This is a genomic window from uncultured Pontibacter sp., assembly GCF_947492645.1.
Lineage (GTDB): Bacteria > Bacteroidota > Bacteroidia > Cytophagales > Hymenobacteraceae > Pontibacter.
Window position 1 is genome coordinate 57974 of record NZ_CANLMZ010000010.1, and the last position, 20861, is coordinate 78834.

Annotated in this window: 20 protein-coding genes; 10 read left to right on the top strand and 10 right to left on the bottom strand. The window is 47.3% G+C overall.

All coding sequences use genetic code 11. The features are described 5' to 3' along the window. Positions 1-5: 5 nt before the first annotated feature. Positions 6-632, bottom strand: a complete 627-nt coding sequence (locus tag Q1A23_RS15775) for a class I SAM-dependent methyltransferase (protein WP_299825001.1) — start codon at positions 630-632, stop codon at positions 6-8. Further along, positions 629-1111 (bottom strand): GNAT family N-acetyltransferase, encoded by a 483-nt coding sequence (locus Q1A23_RS15780; protein WP_299825002.1) that lies wholly within the window; start codon positions 1109-1111, stop codon positions 629-631. Before Q1A23_RS15780 ends, Q1A23_RS15775 begins: the two co-directional genes overlap by 4 nt. 377 nt (positions 1112-1488) lie before the next feature. Here Q1A23_RS15780 and Q1A23_RS15785 point away from each other — a divergent pair, with 377 nt between their 5' ends. The 3 genes from Q1A23_RS15785 to Q1A23_RS15795 all read left to right on the top strand — a co-directional run bounded on the left by Q1A23_RS15785 (position 1489) and on the right by Q1A23_RS15795 (position 4505). Next, entirely contained in the window at positions 1489-2739 is a 1251-nt protein-coding gene (locus Q1A23_RS15785) for a glycosyltransferase N-terminal domain-containing protein (protein ID WP_299825004.1), read from the top strand. After that, complete coding sequence (rsgA, locus tag Q1A23_RS15790; RefSeq protein ID WP_299825005.1) at positions 2736-3659, top strand: ribosome small subunit-dependent GTPase A; 924 nt, start codon at positions 2736-2738, stop codon at positions 3657-3659. The genes Q1A23_RS15785 and rsgA overlap by 4 nt, the downstream gene beginning before the upstream one ends. Positions 3660-3803: 144 nt before the next feature. After that, positions 3804-4505 carry an SDR family oxidoreductase gene (locus tag Q1A23_RS15795; protein ID WP_299825006.1) on the top strand — a complete coding sequence of 234 codons (702 nt, stop codon included), beginning with the start codon at positions 3804-3806 and terminating at the stop codon, positions 4503-4505. Between the two features lie 65 nt (positions 4506-4570). On the opposite strand, the gene Q1A23_RS15800 is transcribed toward Q1A23_RS15795, so the two are convergent. Further along, positions 4571-5251 carry a fasciclin domain-containing protein gene (locus Q1A23_RS15800; protein ID WP_299825007.1) on the bottom strand — a complete coding sequence of 227 codons (681 nt, stop codon included), beginning with the start codon at positions 5249-5251 and terminating at the stop codon, positions 4571-4573. Positions 5252-5372: 121 nt separating this feature from the next. Between Q1A23_RS15800 and Q1A23_RS15805 the strand changes: the two genes are divergently transcribed. The 5 genes from Q1A23_RS15805 (at position 5373) to Q1A23_RS15825 (ending at position 10822) form a co-directional block, all read left to right on the top strand. Beyond that, positions 5373-5831, top strand: coding sequence for a peptidylprolyl isomerase (locus Q1A23_RS15805; RefSeq protein ID WP_187067230.1), 459 nt, complete (start codon positions 5373-5375; stop codon positions 5829-5831). A gap of 290 nt (positions 5832-6121) precedes the next feature. Next, positions 6122-7423 carry a dicarboxylate/amino acid:cation symporter gene (locus Q1A23_RS15810; RefSeq protein WP_299825011.1) on the top strand — a complete coding sequence of 434 codons (1302 nt, stop codon included), beginning with the start codon at positions 6122-6124 and terminating at the stop codon, positions 7421-7423. A 438-nt stretch (positions 7424-7861) separates the two neighbouring features. Further along, positions 7862-9520: a S8 family serine peptidase gene (locus Q1A23_RS15815; protein ID WP_299825013.1), complete on the top strand. Its 1659-nt coding sequence runs from the start codon at positions 7862-7864 to the stop codon at positions 9518-9520. 77 nt (positions 9521-9597) lie between these two features. Beyond that, complete coding sequence (locus Q1A23_RS15820) at positions 9598-10548, top strand: 2-dehydropantoate 2-reductase (RefSeq protein WP_299825015.1); 951 nt, start codon at positions 9598-9600, stop codon at positions 10546-10548. Beyond that, the gene (locus tag Q1A23_RS15825) at positions 10529-10822 is read left to right on the top strand and encodes a hypothetical protein (protein ID WP_299825017.1); all 294 of its coding nucleotides are present in this window, start codon (positions 10529-10531) and stop codon (positions 10820-10822) included. Before Q1A23_RS15820 ends, Q1A23_RS15825 begins: the two co-directional genes overlap by 20 nt. A gap of 222 nt (positions 10823-11044) precedes the next feature. Here the strand turns inward: Q1A23_RS15825 and Q1A23_RS15830 are convergent, their stop codons facing one another. The 7 genes from Q1A23_RS15830 to Q1A23_RS15860 all read right to left on the bottom strand — a co-directional run bounded on the left by Q1A23_RS15830 (position 11045) and on the right by Q1A23_RS15860 (position 19198). Next, positions 11045-12562, bottom strand: coding sequence for a magnesium chelatase (locus Q1A23_RS15830; protein ID WP_299825019.1), 1518 nt, complete (start codon positions 12560-12562; stop codon positions 11045-11047). Positions 12563-12888: 326 nt separating this feature from the next. Beyond that, a complete protein-coding gene (locus Q1A23_RS15835) occupies positions 12889-13989 on the bottom strand; it encodes a VWA domain-containing protein (RefSeq protein WP_299825021.1) in 1101 nt (366 codons plus the stop codon). A 131-nt stretch (positions 13990-14120) separates the two neighbouring features. Continuing rightward, a complete protein-coding gene (locus tag Q1A23_RS15840; protein WP_299825022.1) occupies positions 14121-15101 on the bottom strand; it encodes an acyl-ACP desaturase in 981 nt (326 codons plus the stop codon). A 195-nt stretch (positions 15102-15296) separates the two neighbouring features. Then, the gene (locus Q1A23_RS15845) at positions 15297-16235 is read right to left on the bottom strand and encodes a glycosyltransferase (RefSeq protein WP_299825024.1); all 939 of its coding nucleotides are present in this window, start codon (positions 16233-16235) and stop codon (positions 15297-15299) included. Then, the gene (locus tag Q1A23_RS15850) at positions 16232-17491 is read right to left on the bottom strand and encodes a hypothetical protein (RefSeq protein ID WP_299825026.1); all 1260 of its coding nucleotides are present in this window, start codon (positions 17489-17491) and stop codon (positions 16232-16234) included. The genes Q1A23_RS15845 and Q1A23_RS15850 overlap by 4 nt, the downstream gene beginning before the upstream one ends. Before the next feature lie 136 nt (positions 17492-17627). Beyond that, positions 17628-18764 (bottom strand): DegT/DnrJ/EryC1/StrS family aminotransferase, encoded by a 1137-nt coding sequence (locus Q1A23_RS15855; protein ID WP_299825028.1) that lies wholly within the window; start codon positions 18762-18764, stop codon positions 17628-17630. A 20-nt stretch (positions 18765-18784) separates the two neighbouring features. Further along, positions 18785-19198: an FdtA/QdtA family cupin domain-containing protein gene (locus Q1A23_RS15860; RefSeq protein ID WP_299825029.1), complete on the bottom strand. Its 414-nt coding sequence runs from the start codon at positions 19196-19198 to the stop codon at positions 18785-18787. Between the two features lie 135 nt (positions 19199-19333). On the opposite strand from Q1A23_RS15860, the gene Q1A23_RS15865 reads away from it, so the two are divergent. Next, on the top strand, positions 19334-20239 hold the full coding sequence (locus tag Q1A23_RS15865) for a hypothetical protein (RefSeq protein WP_299825031.1): 906 nt from the start codon (positions 19334-19336) through the stop codon (positions 20237-20239). Between the two features lie 3 nt (positions 20240-20242). After that, on the top strand, positions 20243-20845 hold the full coding sequence (locus tag Q1A23_RS15870) for a YigZ family protein (protein WP_299825032.1): 603 nt from the start codon (positions 20243-20245) through the stop codon (positions 20843-20845). The last annotated feature ends 16 nt before the right edge of the window (positions 20846-20861 follow it).

A 20861-nucleotide genomic window follows, 5' to 3' on the forward strand; every position in this document is an offset into this window, starting at 1 on the left:
CCATTTTAAGCTTTCTGCAAAAGTATAGTAAGGATGCGCGGTACTCCTGTGTTCTCGTTATCGTCGAAATATTCATTTATATCCAGAAGCTTAAGGCCGTGCTGCTTTGCTGTTTGCGTAAACTCCGAAAGGTGATGCGTATAGCACTCCACTTCCTGCCTCCCCTGCTCAGTTTCAAACCTGGCTTTGGTACCGGTATACTGTTTAAAAGGATGCAACTCACCAATGTATACATACCCGCCTTGGTGTAGCACCGCAGCTGTTTGCTTAAAAATATGATCCAGGTTTGCAATGTGCTCCAGCACCAGGCTAAAACTTACAAGGTCGTAGGGCTGTGTTGCAAAACTCCATTCCTGGGTAATATCGGCCTGCAGAAACTCCGCCTTATTTGAGCTGACCTTTTTTCTTGCCCGCTGCAGCATCTCCTCCGAGAAGTCTACGGCAGTAACGTGCATGGCTTTCCGTACCAACCACTCTGTATTTTTGCCTGTACCACAGCCAACCTCCAGGCAAGCCTTAAAAGGTATACTTGCCAGCGTGGCGCGCAGGGCCACAGCTTCTAAATCGCGTGTGCGGTTTTTGTTGGTGTCGTATTGATTGGCCCAGTTATTATAGGCTTGTTGTGTGTTCATAATTCTTTCAGCATCCAGATATTACAGGCAAAATGGCCTGAGTTGCCAAGCGCATGCGGCAAAGGCTTAAAACCTGCTTTTTCATACATTCCTACGGCCTTTGCCAACTCAGGAAACGACTCTAAGTATAGCTGGCTGTAACCTAACTTCCGGGCTTGTGTTATACTTTGCTGCATCAGTCTGTTCCCGATTCCTTTGCCGCGGGCATTGGCAGATAAGTAAAATTTAACCAGTTCAGCACATCCTGCAGGCAAACCATCGGTGGGGTATATGCCACAGCCACCTACTATTTCTCCGCTTTCTTCGGCAACAAAGTAAACGCTGCCCGGCTGCCGGAAAAGGCCGAACAAATTATCTGTTGTAGGATCGGTGTAAACGGTGCCTGGCCTGTCAATTTTAAACTCCCTGAAAACCCGCCGTATTAGTGTTGCCAGCGCCTGGTTGTCTGTTTCCTGTATTGGCCTTATGGTAACGCTCATTTTAGTAAATCGTTTATCTACAGCAGTTTAATCAAAACACAAAGCATTTTTTAAGCCGCCGCTGTTACAAGAGTTAATACCTGAAATCCAGAGTTGCTCCGTTCTCAACAGGTATGCACAGCTTCAAACATAATAAAAATGGCGAAAACGCTTCAGAATAAATTTATCCGGTGGCAACTATGCGCTTTTACTAAAGTCTGTTTTGTTACTGTTAGCTTGCGCATAAAGTTCAGGCACCTGAAGTTACAGGAATTCCTCTTCCTGAAGTCTTACGCACAAACTGCACCTCTCCTACCAACTATCCCTCTACAATACACTATATTTGCAGGCAGATACTCAAGAGCTGCGAGGCTTTGAATTACAACAAAGTATAAATTTTGAAGTTACTCTACGACATCGGACTTAAAGCTTACCAGGCTGCTATTGCGCTGGCTTCACCTTTCAGCGAAAAGGTCAGGCTAATGCAACAGGGCCGCGTGGGGCAGTTCGAGAAGCTGGAGAAGGCTTTTGAAGGCAACCAGGCGCCGGTAGTGTGGTTTCATTGTGCCTCGTTGGGTGAGTTTGAGCAGGGGCGGCCGCTGATGGAGGCATTTCGGGAAGCATACCCAAAGTATAAAATCCTGCTTACCTTCTTCTCCCCTTCGGGCTACGAAATTCGTAGAAACTACACAGGCGCTGACTATATTTTTTACCTGCCCCTGGATAGCGCCGCTAACGCCACACGGTTTCTGGACATTACAAAGCCAGAGCTGGCGGTGTTTGTAAAGTATGAATTCTGGCATTATTACCTACAGCAGCTGCAGCAGCGCAACATACCTATACTTTCGGTCTCCGCTATTTTCCGGCAAGAGCAGGTTTTCTTTAAGCCCTACGGCGAGTTTAACCGCAGCATGCTGCGCCGCTTCACGCATATTTACACCCAGAACAACACCTCGCTGAAGCTGCTGCAAAGTATAAGCATAACCCAGGCAAGTATAGCCGGCGACACCCGCTTTGACAGAGTTTTACAGACAGCGGCAAGTATAAAAACCATATCTTTAGTTGAAGCTTTTGCTGCCGGCAGAGAGGTGTTTATGATAGGCAGCAGCTGGCCCGCTGACATTGAAGTGCTATTACCGCTTATTCAGAAGTATAGCCCAAGTATAAAATTCATCATAGCGCCCCATGAAGTAAACGAACCAAGTATAAACCAAGTAATGCAAACGCTCGGCATAGGTGCTGTTCGGTTTTCTAAAACCAGCGAAACAGACGCAGCAAAGTATAACGTGCTGGTAATTGATAACATCGGCATGCTGTCGTCGCTGTACAGCTACGGCACATACGCCTATATTGGCGGCGCTTTTGGAAAAGGGCTGCACAATACCCTGGAGGCCGCTGTGTTCGGTTTGCCGTTGTTCTTCGGGCCTAAGTACAACAAGTTTCAGGAAGCTAAAGACTTAGTAGCCATAGGCTGCGCCTTTCCGGTAAACGATAGCCAGGAACTGTTAAAAAAATTTGAGGAGGTGCACACAACACCCGGAATGCGGCAAAGTATAACCAGCAAAGAAAAAACATACGTACAAGAGCAAGCCGGCGCCACCGCTAAAATCATGGCCGACATTAGTGCTTTGCTTAAAAAGAATTCATGAAAGGAGTTGTAGTAAAATCAACGGGGTCGTGGTACCTGCTGCGCGACGAAGAAGGACAATTACACCGTGCCCGCCTGCGCGGTAAGTTTAAGCTGAAAGGCATGAAAGTGAGTAACCCGCTTGCCGTAGGCGATAATGTGGAGTTTGATGTAGAAACGACCGGAGAAGACACAGCAGTAATCCATAAAATAGCGAACCGAGACAACTACATCATCCGTCAGAGCACACATAAATCGGCTTACTCTCATATTATAGCCGCCAACCTCGACCAGGCCCTGCTTATAGTAACGCTGGTATCGCCACGCACTTCGTTTGGCTTTATAGATCGGTTTTTGGTTACTGCCGAGGCTTACAGCATTCCTACTGTTATCGTGTATAATAAAACCGACATGTATGACGATGAGATGCGGGATTACCAGCGCCAGATAAGCCATATGTATGAGCAGATAGGATATAAAAGTATGGCTGTATCTGCAAAAACCAGAGAAGGATTAGATGAAATTGAGGAATTGCTCCAAGGCAAAACCACATTACTTTCCGGGCATTCCGGCGTAGGAAAATCAACGCTCATCAACTTGCTGGTACCTGATCTGGAACTGAAGACATCTGAAATTTCTGATTTTTCAGACAAAGGCGTGCACACGACCACATTCGCCGAAATGTTTGAAGTAAATAAAGACACCTTTATCATTGACACGCCAGGTATAAAAGAACTCGGCATTGTGGATATACCCGCGGCAGAACTAGGGCATTACTTCCCGGAGATGCGTGAGCGTCTGAACCAATGCCGCTTTAACAACTGCACACACTTTAACGAGCCCGGATGCGCTGTGATAGAAGCCGTACGCCAAAACGACATTTCGCTTACGCGCTATGAAAGTTACCTAAGTATGATGCACGGGCAGGATAACCGCAAATAAGGCAGGAACACAAGTTTTAGGGAGGTGGTATGCTGTAATAGCTTACCACCTTTTTTTGTTTTATCGAATCCAGCCACCACCTGATCAACAATTCCCCTCCTGCTCCGTTAGTTACAACTAAACATTCAAACTTAATCTCCTGCAATGAAACTTAACAACGCAAACATTCTGATAACCGGCGGTACTTTAGGAATTGGACACGCTACCGCAAAACTATTGATAGAAAAGGGTGCCAATGTAGCCATTACTGGTCGCGACGAAAAAAGAACCTTGAAAACGGCACGTGATATCGGAGCAATGCCTATTACAGCAGATGTGGCTAACCCGGAAGATGTCCGCCGTACTATCCACACGTTTATGAATGAGTTTGGCCGGCTGGACGCATTGATCAACAATGCTGGCATTGGCATGTCTAAGCCTCTTGAAGAACTAACCGTTGAGGACTTTGAAAAGATATACCGCGTAAATGTATTTGGAGCAGCTATGATGGCGGCACAGGCAGCCAAGGTATTCAAGAAACAGAACTACGGTAACATCATCAACATTGGCTCTACAGCTGGCAGTAATGGCTACGAAGGTGGTTCGGTGTACGCATCGTCTAAGGCGGCCCTCAAAAGTATGACCCAAAGCTGGCAGAAAGAGCTACGCAAGCATAACGTGCGAGTTATGCTGATAAACCCAAGTGAGGTTACTACGGCCTTTGGCAACACCAACCGCGAAGAGCGTGACGACCAGCCAAACAAGCTGCGTAGCGAGGAGATAGCCTGGGCAATAAAAAGTGCGCTGCAAATGGATGACCGAGGTTTTATACCAGAATTAACTGTATGGGCCACCAACCCGTTTTAAAATAAAGCAGCAGGGGCAGGTAATTTTTACCTGCCCCTGCTGCTTTAATGTGGTTACCTAATAAGTTATTTTGCCTCTGGCACCATCACTTTGTTTATCACATGCACAACACCGTTAGAACTCATATTGTCGGCCGTCTCTATTTTGGCGCCATTTATCATGGTGTCTGCACCGCGTTTGCTTACCCTTAGCTGCTGCCCTCCTATCGTTTTTAAGATGGCTCCGTCCTGCAGGCTTTCCGCTGAAAGCTTTCCGGCTATCACATGGTTGTTCAGCAGTTCCACCAGTTGCTGCTTGTTCTCGTTTTTCATTAGGTCGCTTAACCGGCCATCTGGCAAAGCTTCAAAAGACCCGTTGTTTGGCGCCAGCACCGTATAGGGACCTGTGCCGTTTAGGGTTTTAACTAACTCAGCTTTACGCATGGCAGATGCAAACGTCGTGATGTCGGGTACAGAGTTGATGTTCTCAACTATATTCTGAGACGGGGACATTTCTCTGCCACCTATTTCTGAGATTGTTCCGGAAGCGTCAACCTCTCTTCCGCCCTTAGAGTCTCCTTCTCCGGACTGGTGTCCGTCTGTGTTTTGGTTCGTTCCCCTTGCTTCAGTTTCTGAGCCAAGGTTTGGCCTGCTTCGCTCTTCCTGCATCGGGTTTTCGTTTCTGCTGTCGTCGGCACCGCCACACCCAGCCAGCATGGTACTGCACATTAGCGCACAGGCAATTAGATATAAGCTTCCTTTTTTCATAGCTGTAGTTTTATTACTGTTGTCACGCATTAGCCACCTTATAAAGGCACTAGTTTGTCTTCTTAAACTATAAAATCCGTACTTTTGTTATCTACATTGTTTTACCGAAAAAAGATAAACCATGAAAACTGCAGAAATCCATACTGGCAAGGGTGTCATGAAAGTTGAGTTCTACGAAAAAGATGCTCCCAAAACAGTACAAAATTTTATAGATCTGGCTAAAAAAGGCTTTTACGACGGGCTTACTTTCCACCGTGTTATTCCTGATTTTGTGATACAGGGCGGTTGCCCTAACTCTCGTGAGGGTGCTAAAGGCGTGCCAGGCACAGGTGGCCCAGGCTACAAAATCGACTGCGAACTAACAGGCGAAAACCAATACCACGACCGTGGCGTGCTTTCGATGGCGCATGCTGGCCGTAACACCGGCGGGTCGCAGTTCTTTATCTGCCACAGCCGCAAAAACACCGCGCACTTAGACCGTAACCATACTTGTTTTGGCAAGGTGGTAGAAGGCGACGAGGTAATCGACCAGATCAAAGCCAATGACAAGATCGAAAAAATCGTTGTAACAGAAGAATAAGCTAAACAGGTTACCTGTTCACACCAACAAAAAAGCCGCTCCCGTAGCGGCTTTTTTGTTTCTTTACCTGCCCTGCTTCCTGTATTTTTACAAGTTATAAAGGTATGTTTTAAACATTAAATTCTCTTACTGAGTAATTATGCTTAGCTTTACCTTAAGCCTGTCCTGTATTAAAAAGGGCATTTTTACTTCGCCCATACTTGCTTAGAGCAACACCAGGCTGTGTATAACTACTATTATACTTTACTTTAACCGGGTATCCGCCCTTGGTGTGGCCCCATTCTGGTAACATGAAAAAACTTGCATTACATTGGCAGATCCTCATCGGCATGACGCTTGGCGTGTTGTGGGGTATTTTTGCCAGCTCTACCGGCCTTGTCAGCTTCACCCTGGATTGGCTAAAACCGTTTGGAACGATCTTTATAAACCTGCTTAAGCTTATTGCCGTGCCGCTGGTGCTGGTATCGCTTATAACAGGTGTTTCCAGCCTTAGCGATATAAGCAAGCTGTCGCGCATCGGCTCCAAAACCATAGGCATTTATTTAGGCACCACAGTTCTGGCAGTAACCATGGGCCTGCTGCTGGTTAATATTTTTGAGCCAGGCAAAGCCTTTTCACCGGAAAAGCGCGAGGAGTTTAAAGAGCAATTCGCCTCCACTACAACCCAAAAATCAACTGATGCAGCTGCCGTGGAGCAGCAAGCGCCGCTGCAACCGCTTATTGATATTGTGCCTGACAACATCTTCAGTTCGCTGACGGACAATGGCAGTATGCTGCAGGTTATCTTTTTTGCGCTACTCTTCGGTATTGCCCTCATTATGATACCACCCAATAAGGCCGCCCCGGTAAACGATTTTTTTGAGGGTGTGAATATGGTTATACTTAAGATAGTAGACATCATTATGAAGTTTGCCCCCTATGGCGTGTTCGCGCTGCTGGCTGGGCTGGTGGTAGAGTTTGCCGGCGATGATCCCGGTGCCGCCGTAGAACTGCTGATGGTGCTTGGCTATTACTGTATTGTAGTTGTTATAGGCCTTGCTTTGATGATTGCGGTAGTATACCCGGTATTGGTGACTACAATAGGTAAAACAAAGTATAAAGACTTTTTTAAAGGAATTTTTCCGGCGCAGATGCTGGCTTTCTCCACTTCATCAAGCGCGGCAACTTTGCCTGTAACCATGGAGCGTTGCGAGCAGAACCTGGGCATAAACAAAGAAATATCGAGCTTTGTGCTGCCATTAGGTGCCACCATCAACATGGACGGCACTAGCCTTTACCAGGCTGTAGCGGCTGTATTTATTGCCCAGGCGTATGGCATGGACCTGGACCTGATGACTCAGCTTGGCATTGTACTTACGGCAACATTAGCCTCTATTGGCGCTGCAGCCGTACCAGGCGCAGGCACTATCATGCTGGTAATTGTGCTGCAACAAGCAGGTATACCTGTAGAGGGCATTGCGCTTATACTTGCCCCTGACCGTATTCTGGATATGTGCCGCACCGTAGTAAACGTAACCGGCGATGCAACAGTAGCAATGGTAGTAGCCAGAACCGAAGGCCAGTTGCACCCCCCTGTTGAAGAGACGGTATAGCGCTAACTGAAATTTAGAACAGCCCTAAGAAATATGTTTTCTTAGGGCTGTTCTTTTTTGGCTTAAACCGTTTCCTTCGCTTCTTATAACAAACTTAAAGTGTAAAATTTAAAATGCGATTTACTATCTTAGGTCTTAACAGTATTTGTTTCAACCTCACGACTCCACACATAGGGCAGATAAGCGTATGTTTTCGTTTAGTTGCTAGTTAAACTTCCTGCTACATCCAACGGTAGTGCACACTCAACCAGATTTGATGGAGACTGCATTTTATCTCCGGCCTCACAACACCATAAAAATAAAGGCCTTCTGGCAAAGCACAAAAGCTGCAGCAATCGTATAGATTGTTTTCTGACAAGCGGCATCAACCACAAGAAAATCTGCCCGGTTTTTGTTAGAACCATTCCCAAACAACAAAAGAACATTACCAACTATAACATGAGAGCAAACCTCCTTCGCAACCTAAAGGCAACTGCTGCCTTTTTCTTACTTAGCGGCTCGTTGGCCTTTGCCCAGGACGGCGGCGTAACGTCGGTATCGGAGTTAGATAAAGCTTACCATAACTGGTATAACCTGGATGCCAGGCAAGACAAGGTGCCAGGTGTAAGCGTAAACCGCGCCTATAACGAATTACTGGTCTCTAAAAAGCCAAAGAAAAAAGTAGTGGTAGCTGTAATAGACAGCGGCACCGATATAAATCACGAAGAGCTAAAAAGCAGGATATGGGTAAATAAGAACGAGATTCCGGGAAATGGCATAGACGATGACAATAACGGCTATGTGGACGATGTGCATGGCTGGGGCTTTTTGGGAAATGCCGCTGGCGAGAACATAGAGTTTGAAACTTACGAATACGTGCGCCTGCTGCGCAAGCTTGCCCCAAAGTATGAAAATGTAACGTCGGTACAAGGCCTATCTGAAGCAGAGCAGCAAGCGTATAATACTTACCTGACTACCCGCCAAAACTACGAGAAGGAGCTGGACGACCGCTTGAAGGTAAAAGAGAACCTCGACGCTTTTGCAGAAGTGCTGGCCCATTGCGAAGCCATCATCGGAAAACATCTCGGCAAAGACACTTATACGGTACAGGAGCTAAAGGCCATCCAGACAAAAGACCAGGACCTTGCCCGCGCCCGGAACTGGCTGGTGCTAAAGTATAACCAGGGTTTCACGCCAGAGTCGTTTAGGGGCTACCAAGCGCACATTGATAAGTTTGTAAACTACCACCTTAACCTGAATTTCGACCCAAGGGCAGCTGTGGTACAAGATAACCCCGAAGACATTACCGATAACAAGTATGGCAACAACGATGTAATTGGCCCAAGAGCCGACCACGGCACGCCTGTGTCAGGTATAATTGCGGGCATAAGAGGAAACGGCGTGGGCATAGATGGCATTGCCGAAAACGTAGAGATTATGGTGCTGCGTGCTGTGCCTAGCGGCGATGAGTACGACAAAGACATTGCGCTGGCCATACGCTACGCAGTAGACAACGGAGCCAATATTATCAATATGAGCTTTGGCAAGGATTTCTCTCCACAAAAGCAGTTTGTAGACGAAGCCGTAAAGTATGCCGAGTCTAATAACGTGCTGCTGGTGCACGCTGCCGGCAACGACAGCAAAGACATAGATACGGAGAACAACTTCCCGACAAAGCAGCACCTGGATGGCACCCGCGCCAGCACCTGGCTTGAAGTAGGCGCTACCTCCAAAAACCTGGATAAGACATTTGTAGGCGAGTTTTCTAACTACGGTAAAAAAAACGTGGATATTTTCGCACCCGGTGTAGACCTGGTATTGCTAGCCCCAGACAATAAGTATGACATAATGGACGGCACCAGCTTCGCCAGTCCTGTCGTATCAGGTGTGGCTGCCTTGGTATGGTCATACTACCCAGAGCTTACTGCCGCAGAATTAAAAGAGGTGCTGCTACAGTCTTCTGTTAAGTACCCAAAGCTTAAAGTATACTACCCTACCGAAGACCCCAAAGGTAAAAAGACAGCAAAATTCGCTGACCTGTCGGCTTCTGGTGGCCTGGTGAATGCCTACGAGGCGCTAAAGCTGGCGGAGAAGGTTGCACAGAAGAAAAGCTTGTAAAACGTATAAACAGGAAGCATGTAGCTTCCTGTTTTTTTATTTAAACATACTTTAACGTTAATCATAAAGTATAGCACATGAAAATTGCGATTATTGGTACTGGTGGCGTAGGCGGATTTTTTGGAGCAAAACTGGCAAAGGCGGGCCATGAGGTTACGTTTCTGGCAAGAGGCAGGCACCTGCAAGCCATGCAAACAAATGGCCTTAGCGTAAAAAGTATAAAAGGCGATTTTAAGCTTGATAAAGTAACAGCCACCGATAGTATAAAAGCCATCGGCCCCACAGATTTAATGATGGTATGCGTAAAGGCCTGGCAGGTAAAAGAGACTGCTGCAGAGCTGGCCGCCATCGTATCCCCGGACACACTTATACTTCCGATGCAGAACGGCGTTTTGGCCACAGAAGAACTGGCAGCGCATTTACCAGAAAAAAATATACTTGGAGGGTTGTGCCGCATCATCAGCAAAATAGATGCACCGGGGGTTATCAATCATTTCGGAGTGGAGCCTACCATCATATTCGGGGAGTTAGACAACACGCAATCTGACCGTGCAAAGCAGTTGCAGGCAACATTTGAGCAGGCAGGCATCCAAACTAAATTAGCCGATGATATACAGGCTGAGCTTTGGAAGAAGTTCATCAGCATTTGCGTAAGTGGGCTGTTAGCGGTAACGCGCTCAAACTACAGGCAGGTGCTGGAACTGCCACAAACAAAGCAGTTGCTGGAGGATGTTTTAACTGAGGTTTACACGTTGTCGCAGCGCATTGGCATTACCATAGAGCCAGACTTTGTGGCCAAAGCCATTGCAACTTTCAAGTCTCTCCCACCCGAGTCCACGGCATCGCTTACCAGGGATGTCTGGGAAGGCAAACCCTCTGAGATTGAGTATCAGAATGGCACCGTCGTGAAGCTGGCCGAAAAGTATAATGTACCGGTACCGGCTAACCGCTTTATCTATTACAGCATATTGCCCATGGAGAAACGCGCACGTAAGCCAGTATACACCCATGAGCCTGCACATCTTTAAGCAAAGCCTGGCTGCTGCCACACCACCTTCAGGTGCAACGGTATACTTACAAGCGCTCTGGCACGAAGCAAAAGGAAATTGGGAGCAGGCACACATACTTGTACAGGACCTTCCGGATAAAACCGCTGCCTGGATCCACGCTTACCTGCACCGCCAGGAAGGCGACACCTGGAACGCAGATTACTGGTACAGCAAAGCAGGCAAAAAAAGACCCGCCACATCGCTTGAGGCGGAGTGGGAAAGTATAGTTTCTACATTGCTGGTTGAAGAATAGCATGCACATTTATACTTTAGACTTCACTAGCCCCGATGCCGTTAACTTAAGCTAAAAGATTGGCACCTTAGTCTTATTAACCTTCGGGAGAAACCTGGAGCAGCTCGGAGATCTGAGTACATCACAGGTTTATCACTAAGCTTAAACTGAAAGCCACAAGTATAAAACGGCAAAGGCGCAGAATCTGCGCCTTTGCCGTTTTATACTTGTGGCTTTTATACCTTAAAAGTCATCCTCATCTTCGTCGCCAAAGCTTGGCATACTAAACATACCACTAAGCAGATCCTTAAACTGCAGACCGGTAGTGAGGCGGTTTTTACTTAGCTGGCTGTGTTCTGCAAGGCCGTGCAGGGCAAACTCCATCAGAAACAGCTTTTCATCACCTTTTGCTTTTGGCTGGTGCTTCTCTACAAGGTCCTGCAATCCCGGCACCTTGTTTAAGGTTTTCTTGTAATCAGCAGCAGCGGCATCATTTAATATATCAATGGTGTTGCCGTCGCCAAACCAGTCTGTTATGGTTTTGTAGGTGTTGCCTGTTTTTGCTTTTTTGGCTTTGTCCGGGTCAGGGAAGTATTTTAGAAATTGCGTACGGATGGCTTTTCCCATCAGCACCTGCGCCACATGGCCTGCTCCTTCCTGTTCGCCTTCGTACACCAACTCTACTTTACCTGTAACCGACGGGATGGTGTTCAGGAAGTCAGAAACACGGATGTAGGTTTTGGTTTCGCCGTTAAGCAAGGCACGGCGCTCGGCAGCGCTTAGCAGGTTTTCGTAAGCCGATATGGTTAAGCGCGCTGATACACCACTTTTCGCATCCACATACTCACTCTCACGGGCCTCAAATGCCACCTGCTCTATCAGGTCGCCTATAATATCGTTTGTTTGCACCAGTTCGCCTTGTCCGGCCTTCACCCTTGCTTCCTGGCTTGTAATTTTCTTTCCTGTCTCGATGTCTTTCGGGTAGTGCGTGATGATCTGCGAATCAATACGGTCTTTCAGCGGCGTTACAATAGATCCACGGTTTGTATAGTCCTCCGGGTTGGCGGTAAACACAAACTGGATATCCAATGGCAGCCTCACTTTAAAACCGCGTATTTGTATATCGCCTTCCTGCAAAATATTAAACAGCGCCACCTGTATGCGCGCCTGTAAGTCAGGCAATTCGTTTATTACAAATATGCAACGGTGCGAGCGCGGTATCAGACCAAAGTGTATCACGCGCTCATCAGAGTATGGCAGCTTCATGGTGGCCGCTTTTATCGGGTCTGCGTCGCCTATCAGGTCGGCTACCGATACATCGGGTGTGGCCAGCTTTTCGGTATAGCGGTCAGAGCGATGCAGCCAACTAATAGGAGTGTCATCGCCATGTTCGTGCACCTGGTCTTTGGCATAGCGTGAGAGCGGCTGCAGCGGGTCGTCGTTCAGTTCTGAGCCCTGCACAACAGGTATGTACTCGTCCAGGAGGTCTATCATCTGGCGGGCAATTCTTGTTTTGGCCTGCCCTCTTAAGCCCAGCAAGTTAATGTGATGCATCGATAGTATGGCGCGCTGCATATCCGGGATTACGGTTTCCTCATAACCCCATATACCCGGAAAAATCTCCTCCTTTTGCTGTAACTTTTTTATCAGGTTTTGCCTTAGCTCCTGCTTTACACTCTGTGGTTCGTAACCAGCGGCCTTCAGTTGGCCAAGTGTTTTTATCTTCAGTAAGTTTTCGGCTGGTATGTCTTTATAGTTCATCTATGGTTGATAGTTGAATGACTGATTAAAGTTTGACTAAATACTATTGTTAGCTTCATATTAAAACTATATCTTTAGTTTATGAAAAAGCCATCTATTTATACTTTGTTACTGTGCCTTGCAACACTTATCGTTGTCGGTGGAGCAGTTTTAAGGATAATGCACATAATTAGCTCCAGCGCATCTCAGCTAACCTTTGCTGCTTCTCTCCTCCTTTATTTTATAGCGGGTAGGTTTAAACCTAACAGCAAAAGCCAAGACGCATAAAGCATAAACTGCTGTTTATCAAATAAGCAAAGCCTTTCTGACAACGCCAGACATCCTTCTTAAAACGATTTGCGGCGGTTTTGTTTATAATCCTTAAACACCAGGTGCCCCAAGCCCTTTAAGCTGCTGTAGTACGCCTGGCCGTTATTCACCTTCGTAAACTCATCAACAAACTGCTGCAAGTATGGGTCTGTAGCAATCATAAAAGTAGTTATAGGGATTTTAAGGCGGCGGCATTGCGCTGCCAGGTTCAGCGTTTTGTTTACCACCTTTCTATCTAGCCCAAAGCTGTTCTTGTAGTAATGCAGGCCTTCTTTTAAGCAGGTGGGCTTGCCATCGGTAATCATAAAAATCTGCTTGTTGGGTGTTTTGCGTTTGCGAAGTATATCCATAGCCAACTCTAGGCCGGCAACAGTATTTGTATGGTAGGGGCCAACCTCTAAGTATGGCAGGTCTTTTACCTCAATTTGCCAGGCATCGTTACCGAACACAAGTATATCCAGGGTGTCTTTGGGATATTTTTGCTTGATAAGTTCTGCCAGGGCCATCGCTACTTTCTTGGCCGGAGTTATACGATCTTCTCCGTACAAAATCATGGAGTGCGATATGTCAATCATCAGTACCGTGGAGGCTTGTGTTTTATGTTCCGTCTCGGTTACTTCCAGGTCCTGCTCTGTGAGCCGCAAATCGCCGATGCCGTGGTTTATCTGGGCATTACGGATTGAGTCTGTCATGGAGATCTGCTCCAGCGCATCACCAAAACGGTATTCGCGGCGGTCGGTGCTGGCCTCGTCGCCGATGCCGGTATGCGGTGTGGCATGGCTGCCTTTGCCGCCTTTCTTCAGTTTGCCAAAAATTTCTTCTAAAGCACTTTTGCGTATACTTTGCTCGCTTTTGGCGGTAAGCTGGAATGCGCCTTTCTCCTGCGGTTTCTCATCCAGGTAACCTTTCTTTTTAAGGTCTTCTATAAAATCGCCAATACCGTAATCATCGCCGGTCAGGTTGTATTGCTTGTCCAGGGAGCTCAGCCAGTTTAGCGCCTCTCCTACATCGCCGGCGCTTATTGTTACCAGCTGCAGGAAAATCTTCAACAGCGATTCAAAGCCTGGCTTATCGTCCTGCGGAGGTATATAGTCTGTAAATCGGTATCCTAAGGCCATAGTGTTAAGTAGTTTAATGGTATAACAAGGTTTAGCTGTGTTATGTTACTGCAAACCTTAAACCCGAAAGTATAGAAACGAAAAAGGGTTAGCTTTTGGCTAACCCTTTCCTTTATTTTAAAAGCTACTGCTTAGTCAATCCAACGGAATTTGTACTCTAACTGAGGCACTCGCATACGTTCCGCTACGCGCTTCAAACGGTTAGGCAATGCCACTACGTAATCGCGGGCACGCTCACCGGCTTCGTTAAGGCCTGATAGCGTCTCCACTTTCCACTCGGCAATCAAGCCCTCCAGAATATCTGTGTAATCAGCAGAAGTATAAACGCCGATACGCTGCGCGGCATCTGTAAAGTGACCAAAGGTTTTGCCCAGGTCAACTCCTAACTCACGCATGTAATGGGCAGGCATTACGATTTTCTTACGCATCATGTCCTCAAAAGCCAGCATCATCTCGTTCGGGTCGGCTTCAAATATTTTACCAACAAACGACTTGTACGCTTTAGCATGTCTTGCTTCGTCGGCGGCAACGTGGCCACAAAGTTTTGCAAGCATGTTATCGCCCTGCTTCTTGGCAATCTGGGCTACCCTACGGTGCGAAATATTGGTGGCGGTTTCCTGGAACGAAGTATAAACAAAAGAACGGTAAGGATCATTGTCTGTCATCAGGTCAAAGCCATCAGCAATTAAGTATTGCGTTGAGGCTTCCATTTCGCGCATGTTGATGCGGCCGCTCAAATAAAGGTAACGGTTAAGCGCATCGCCGTGGCGGTTTTCTTCAGCAGTCCAGGCACGGTTCCAGCGCATCCATGGTCCTTTAGGATCTTGTGGCAAACCATCAATGGTCATCAGCCAGCTTTCGTAAGTAGGCAGGGCCTCTTCTGTGATCGTGTCGCCAACAAGTACAGCTAACAGGTCGTAGCTCAGGTCGCGGGCACGCTCGCGCAATTCCTTTATCTCGCTGAAGAACGTATCAAGCGTTGCATCCGGCAAAAGATCTGCTGGTTGCCAACTATCTTCTACTGATTTTAAGAATTCGGACATTTTCTCATTCACGAAATCTTCCATCCACTTGATGACTTCTGAGCGGGAAGCTGAAACTGCTGTAATCATTTTGTTTTGTTTGTTGAAAGGCCAAATATACTTATAAATGCCAATATAGCACTCCTGCCTGTTAATAAAATGCTGCTAACAAAAGCAGAAACCCTACTTGGAGACTAACTTAACTACTATCTACGAAGAACTGCGGCTAAGTGATGCCTGTTGGCCTACTTTATAACGTAAGTTTCAGAAAATTAGTGCAATAAATTATTTACCTTTTACTATATGATACATAACCCGCAGGAAACCCAAGTTAATTTTTTGTTTACTTAAGTACGCTATCACACGGTAAGTTACCGGTAGTGCAACTGTGGTTTCCAGCAGGTGCAGCAACGCAGTAGCTTCCCGGAAATTCGCTGTCAGGTAGGCGTGCCTTGCCTCATACTTTAGCCGCTGCACAAGTGCTTGTTGCTCGGCTTGTGTTTGTACCAACGCGGCGGCCTTTCTGCAAACTACCACCGTAGAAGCCAGCATCTTATCTCCCGATTTGTACAACTTCCCCGAAAGCGATGCATCGTGCACGCGTCGTTTTGTAGTTACTTTATCCAGGTAATAATACTTAAACTCCCTGGCTGATCTCACCCAAAAATCAAAGTCTTCATAAGCCAGCGTGGCATCATATCCGCCAAGTTTTTCGAGCACCGCGCGCCGTACCATTACTGTTGGCGGACAGATAAAATAACGCCTGAGCACTTCAGCAAATACATCACCGTCAGGGGCAGCTTTATACTTTTGGCTGTGCAAGTACAGGTATTCAGAGGCATCTGTGATATAAGCAGCATCAGAGTATACCACCCCGTAACTTTTGTCCAGTTTCTGGAAGGCCTCTACCTGCTGTGCCACCCGCTCCGGCAGCAGTACATCATCTGTTGCGAAGTCAATAATAAAGTCGCCGGTGCTTGCTTGCCAGCCCATATTAAAGGCAGAGCAGTTGCCAACATTTTGCCCCGTACTGATAAAGGTGATCTGTGGATGCTTTGCCAAGTATGCTTGTATGATGGCCACGCTACCATCGGTGCTGCTATCATCTACAATAATTACTTCCAGATTAGGATACGTTTGCGCCAGCACAGAATCGAGGGCCTCCGCCAGGAAACACTCGTGGTTGTAGCATAAACAGATAATGGTTACGCGCGGCTGCATCATGGGCGGATGTATTTATGGTAATACAACATAGCAAAGGCCAGCGTGGCAGCATAGCGCAAAGCATGTGCTAAGGTTATGCCTTCTAAACCGAATGGCTCTATCAGTACGCTTACCAATGTAATGTACAGCAAAGCCGATGCCAGTTGCCAGCCAATGTATAGCTTTACGTTTGCCCGCACCACAATCAGGTTTGTAAGTACGATGCTCCACATCCTGAAGAAATCGCCCAGCAACTGGTAATCGAAAAGGTACTCGGCCTCTACAAAATCCTTGTTAAAAAGCAGCAGCAGCACCCAATCGCGCAACAGGTACACAAGCAGCAGCGCTAAAATTAACCCTGGCAGCACCAGGTAAAAGGTGTTTCGCACAAATCTCCGCAGCGCGTCTTCCTCGTTAACCATGGCGGCCATGCGCGGGTACACCACCATGCCTATTAAGGCAGTATAAACGGTGCTGTAGTTTTCGGATACTTTTACTACTGCCTGCCAAAGCCCCGTCTGGTACAAGTCAAAGCGTGCTATCACATAATCCCGGATAAAAAAGTCTGTAAGCTTCAGGCAAACCACCGCGCTCAGGGCCATCAGAATATACTTCCAGAGGTCTTTGTAAATGCTTTTGGGGATACTTATTCTTTTTAGCGGCGGCAGCAGGTGTTTAAAGTACAGCACAAGCAGCGTTACAAAGAAAGCCGATGCCTGCACACCAAGCACTAACAGCAACACCTTGTTCAGGGGCATTTTGCCTTGTGTATAGTATATAACAGCTACAGCCCCAAAGGTCATATAGGCTATACTTAGCACATGCCATTTTAACTCTCGCCTTGCCAGCACAACTGCCAGCAGCATCAGGTTAAACATTACCAGTATACTTCCGGCCCCAAACATCAAAGCCCATAGCCATACTTCGCTTACGCCAAGGCCATTTATAAAAGCATCCAGGTAGTACCCCGAAAAGCTAAAGATTATACTTAGCGCCGCTGCAGCACAAAGCACGTTCAGTATGGCCCCTGCCCAAAAGTAGCGCCTGTAGTTACGCGAAACAGAACGGCCATTTGCCAGAAACCTGATCAGCCCAATGTTAGTGCCGCCATCAGGCACGGTGGTTACAATGGAAAGCAGGTTTTGGAAGTGCGCGTAAAGCGTGATGCCATTAGGACCATAGTACATGGCAAAAAGCTTATTAATAGCCACGCTGGATACTGCACGAACCAGAACCGACAGAAAAGACCAGAAGGATGATTTTAACAGTTGCAGCATTTAATTGGCCAAAGCTACCGCAAAATAAGATTTTTATGTGGCAGATGTATTCTGTGGATGGAAGAATGTGAGATAAAAGCGTTACAGGATCAGCCGTTTTACGCACCTGCACCCCTTACGGGCTCTGCCATTTATACTACCATTGTTGGTTTTTACTCTGATAAAACTCCTTTACCGCCTGCACCACCCGCGCCTGTTCCAGGTCCGTCATACCCGGAAACAGCGGCAAACTTAAACTGGTGTTGGCCAACTCCTCAGCTACCGGGAAAGCCCCTGCATTAAATCCCAAAAAAGCATAGGCCTGCTGCAAATGCACCGGCACCGGGTAATGAATGGCTGTGCTTATACCTTGCTCTTTTAGGTAGCTTTGCAATGCATCTCTATACTTTGTACGGATGTTGAAGATGTGGTACACATGCGTGCACTTTGGGGCTGTGTACGGAAGTATCAGGTCGCCTGTACTTTGGAGCTCCTGCAAGTATACTTGTGCCAGGCGCTGCCGCGCTGCATTAAGTGCATCCAGGTACTGCAGTTTTACCCGCAGCACAGCAGCCTGTAAGGTATCCAGCCTGGAGTTTATACCTACTATTTTGTTATGGTACTTCTGCTCCTGCCCATAGTTGCGGTACATGCGTGCAAAAGCTGTAAGTTCGGCATCACTCGTTACCACGGCCCCTCCGTCGCCTAAGGCTCCGAGGTTTTTGGTAGGGTAAAAGCTGGTTGCATTTATATGCCCAAAGCTACCAACAGGTTTGCCGGCAAAAGTGGCACCTTGCGCCTGGGCAAAGTCCTCTATCACAATTAGCTCATGAGCTGCCGCAAGCTGCATAAGTTCCTCCATTTGGCACGCTTGCCCATACAAGTGCACCGGTATAATCGCTTTGGTATGCTTGGTAATGGCCTCCGCTGCGGTTTCTGCTGTTATATTATACGTATGTATATCCGGCTCTACCAATACAGGGGTTGCCCCTACATGCACTACTGCATTAACGGTAGCAATAAAAGTGTTGGCTGGCACAATCACCTCATCTCCGGGACTTACTCCTGCTGCTTTTAAGGCAACTACCAGCGCATCAAAGCCATTGCCTACGCCTATGGCTGCACCGGTACCGGCACCCACAGCCGCTGCAAACTCCTGCTCAAAGGCCTCTACCTCTTCCCCTAGTATAAAGCTGTTGCCTGTAGCTGCCTGCATCAAAGCCTGCTCTACTTCCCGGTTTATACCTTCCGGAAAATCCCTGAACACGAAGTATGGTATGGCGTTGATTGGCATAAGAGCAAGTATAAAATAAGCTACAGCGCAAGATGCGTAGCCAGCCGTTTAAATAAGTCGTACTCCCGGATATAATCCGCGTCGTCGTAATCCGTTGATGCCAGGCAAAGGCCGATGGCACCTTCCGAAAAGTGCAGCGTTGTCCAGCACATGGCGGGTATGTATAAGCCTTGTGTGGGATTATTCAGTACAAAGGTTTCGGTGCTGCGGCCGGTATCGGCTACTACGGTTATACTTCCGGTAAGCGCTACTAATACTTCCTCTGTTGCCTTGTTTGCGTGCTGCCCTCGCTGCACCGTTTGAGGTGTGCCGTAGGTCCAGAAAACACGCTTTATACCAAAGGGTATATGCTGGGCAAATTGCGTGGTGGCAATGTAACCGCTGGCATCGCTCCCGATTTCGGTAAACTGTAACGTATATGGTATGGCTGACAAATACAGAATGGTTAGTACAGGTACAAATTAAAACATTTTTAGGGTAATATAGCTACTGCGGCCCCTTTGCTATTGCGCATGCCTGCAGTTAAAGTAAATTTGTGAGGCAACGGCATTACCTGTCTTCTCTATTTTATGCTTTACCTTATACTTAGCATCATCGTTAGCGCTACGCTGATCTTTATTTTTAAGCTCTTTCAGCGTTATAACGTGCACACGTTTCAGGCGATTGTGGTAAACTATACTACCTGTATTTTGGTGGGGCTAATGTTTCCGGGAGGTACTGATGTGCTGCAGCCAGGCATTTTCGGGCACACCTGGGCTTACGCTGCCATAGTGCTGGGCACTATTTTTATACTTACGTTTTACCTCATCGCACTCAGCACGCAAAAAGTAGGTGTAACGGCAACCTCCATAGCAGCTAAAATTTCGCTGGTAATTCCTGTGCTGTTTAGTTTACTTGTCCTGAACACAAACCTCAAAGCTTACAACATCCTCAACTATACGGGTATGGTGGCTGCCATAGTGGCTATTGTGCTCTCCTCTATCAGGCCGCGCCACAACGGTACAGTAAAAGCCTCTCCTGCCACGGCGCTGCTGCCTTTTATCATCTTCATCAGTAGCGGCATTGCCGATTCGCTCATCAACTACACCAACCAGCACTACCTGCAACCGCACCAGGCAAGCCAGTTTACCATGCTTACGTTTGCTACCTCGGCAGTTGTTGGCATTTTGGTACTGCTATACTTGCTGCTACGCCGTAAAGTGCGCCTAAATTTCAGAAGTATAGCTGCTGGTGTTTTGCTGGGCATCCCAAACTATTTTTCTATTTATTTCCTGATAAAAGCGCTTACGGCCTTTGGCAACGACGGTGCTTTTCTTTACCCGATCAACAACATCGGGATTATACTTGCAGGCGCCATCGGGGCGGTTGTTTTCTTTAACGAAAAGCTTAACAGGCTTAATCTGGTCGGTATTGTTGTGGCTGTTATAGCTATTGTGCTTATCTCGTATCAGGAAATTTTAGCTAACTTACCTTAGCTTATGCAAGACACCTACAAAACCATAGAGGCACCCTCCGAAGGGCTTTACAAAGAGAAAGGCAGCAAATTTATAGCCCTTGCTTATCCTGTTTATACCGAAGATGAGGTGAAGGACATTCTGGCGGAAGTGAAGAAGAAGTACTACGATGCCCGCCACCATTGCTATGCCTATACCTTAGGAGCCGATAAAAGCCGCTACCGCGCCAACGACGACGGCGAACCGAACCACTCTGCCGGCGACCCCATACTTGGCCAGATACGCTCTGCCGACCTGAGCAATGTGTTGGTGATAGTGGTGCGCTATTTTGGCGGCACCAAGCTGGGCGTGAGCGGCCTGATAACTGCCTATAAAACAGCCACCGCCGATGCCCTGGCTGTGGCGACTATCATAGAGAAACACGAAACTGTTTTGCTGCAGGCCCACTACGGCTACCCCCAGATGAACGACGTAATGAGCCTGATAAAAGACTACGACCTGCCTGTGCGCGACCAGCAGTTTGAACTGGACTGTAAACTAACTATTGAGGTAAGAAAGCAGCTGCAGGAGGAGGTAACAGCCAAGCTTGAGGATGCAGAAGGTGTTGTAGTAAAGGTACTTGAGTAATTAAGTATAAACTTAA

Excerpts from the sequence above, each read along its gene's own strand:
- Q1A23_RS15775 (WP_299825001.1), bottom strand. The coding sequence starts at position 632 with ATGAACACACAACAAGCCTATAATAACTGGGCCAATCAATACGACACC.
- Q1A23_RS15780 (WP_299825002.1), bottom strand. The coding sequence starts at position 1,111 with ATGAGCGTTACCATAAGGCCAATACAGGAAACAGACAACCAGGCGCTG.
- rsgA (WP_299825005.1), top strand. The coding sequence starts at position 2,736 with ATGAAAGGAGTTGTAGTAAAATCAACGGGGTCGTGGTACCTGCTGCGC.
- Q1A23_RS15795 (WP_299825006.1), top strand. The coding sequence starts at position 3,804 with ATGAAACTTAACAACGCAAACATTCTGATAACCGGCGGTACTTTAGGA.
- Q1A23_RS15800 (WP_299825007.1), bottom strand. The coding sequence starts at position 5,251 with ATGAAAAAAGGAAGCTTATATCTAATTGCCTGTGCGCTAATGTGCAGT.
- Q1A23_RS15805 (WP_187067230.1), top strand. The coding sequence starts at position 5,373 with ATGAAAACTGCAGAAATCCATACTGGCAAGGGTGTCATGAAAGTTGAG.
- Q1A23_RS15810 (WP_299825011.1), top strand. The coding sequence starts at position 6,122 with ATGAAAAAACTTGCATTACATTGGCAGATCCTCATCGGCATGACGCTT.
- Q1A23_RS15815 (WP_299825013.1), top strand. The coding sequence starts at position 7,862 with ATGAGAGCAAACCTCCTTCGCAACCTAAAGGCAACTGCTGCCTTTTTC.
- Q1A23_RS15820 (WP_299825015.1), top strand. The coding sequence starts at position 9,598 with ATGAAAATTGCGATTATTGGTACTGGTGGCGTAGGCGGATTTTTTGGA.
- Q1A23_RS15825 (WP_299825017.1), top strand. The coding sequence starts at position 10,529 with ATGAGCCTGCACATCTTTAAGCAAAGCCTGGCTGCTGCCACACCACCT.
- Q1A23_RS15830 (WP_299825019.1), bottom strand. The coding sequence starts at position 12,562 with ATGAACTATAAAGACATACCAGCCGAAAACTTACTGAAGATAAAAACA.
- Q1A23_RS15835 (WP_299825021.1), bottom strand. The coding sequence starts at position 13,989 with ATGGCCTTAGGATACCGATTTACAGACTATATACCTCCGCAGGACGAT.
- Q1A23_RS15840 (WP_299825022.1), bottom strand. The coding sequence starts at position 15,101 with ATGATTACAGCAGTTTCAGCTTCCCGCTCAGAAGTCATCAAGTGGATG.
- Q1A23_RS15845 (WP_299825024.1), bottom strand. The coding sequence starts at position 16,235 with ATGATGCAGCCGCGCGTAACCATTATCTGTTTATGCTACAACCACGAG.
- Q1A23_RS15850 (WP_299825026.1), bottom strand. The coding sequence starts at position 17,491 with ATGCTGCAACTGTTAAAATCATCCTTCTGGTCTTTTCTGTCGGTTCTG.
- Q1A23_RS15855 (WP_299825028.1), bottom strand. The coding sequence starts at position 18,764 with ATGCCAATCAACGCCATACCATACTTCGTGTTCAGGGATTTTCCGGAA.
- Q1A23_RS15865 (WP_299825031.1), top strand. The coding sequence starts at position 19,334 with ATGCTTTACCTTATACTTAGCATCATCGTTAGCGCTACGCTGATCTTT.
- Q1A23_RS15870 (WP_299825032.1), top strand. The coding sequence starts at position 20,243 with ATGCAAGACACCTACAAAACCATAGAGGCACCCTCCGAAGGGCTTTAC.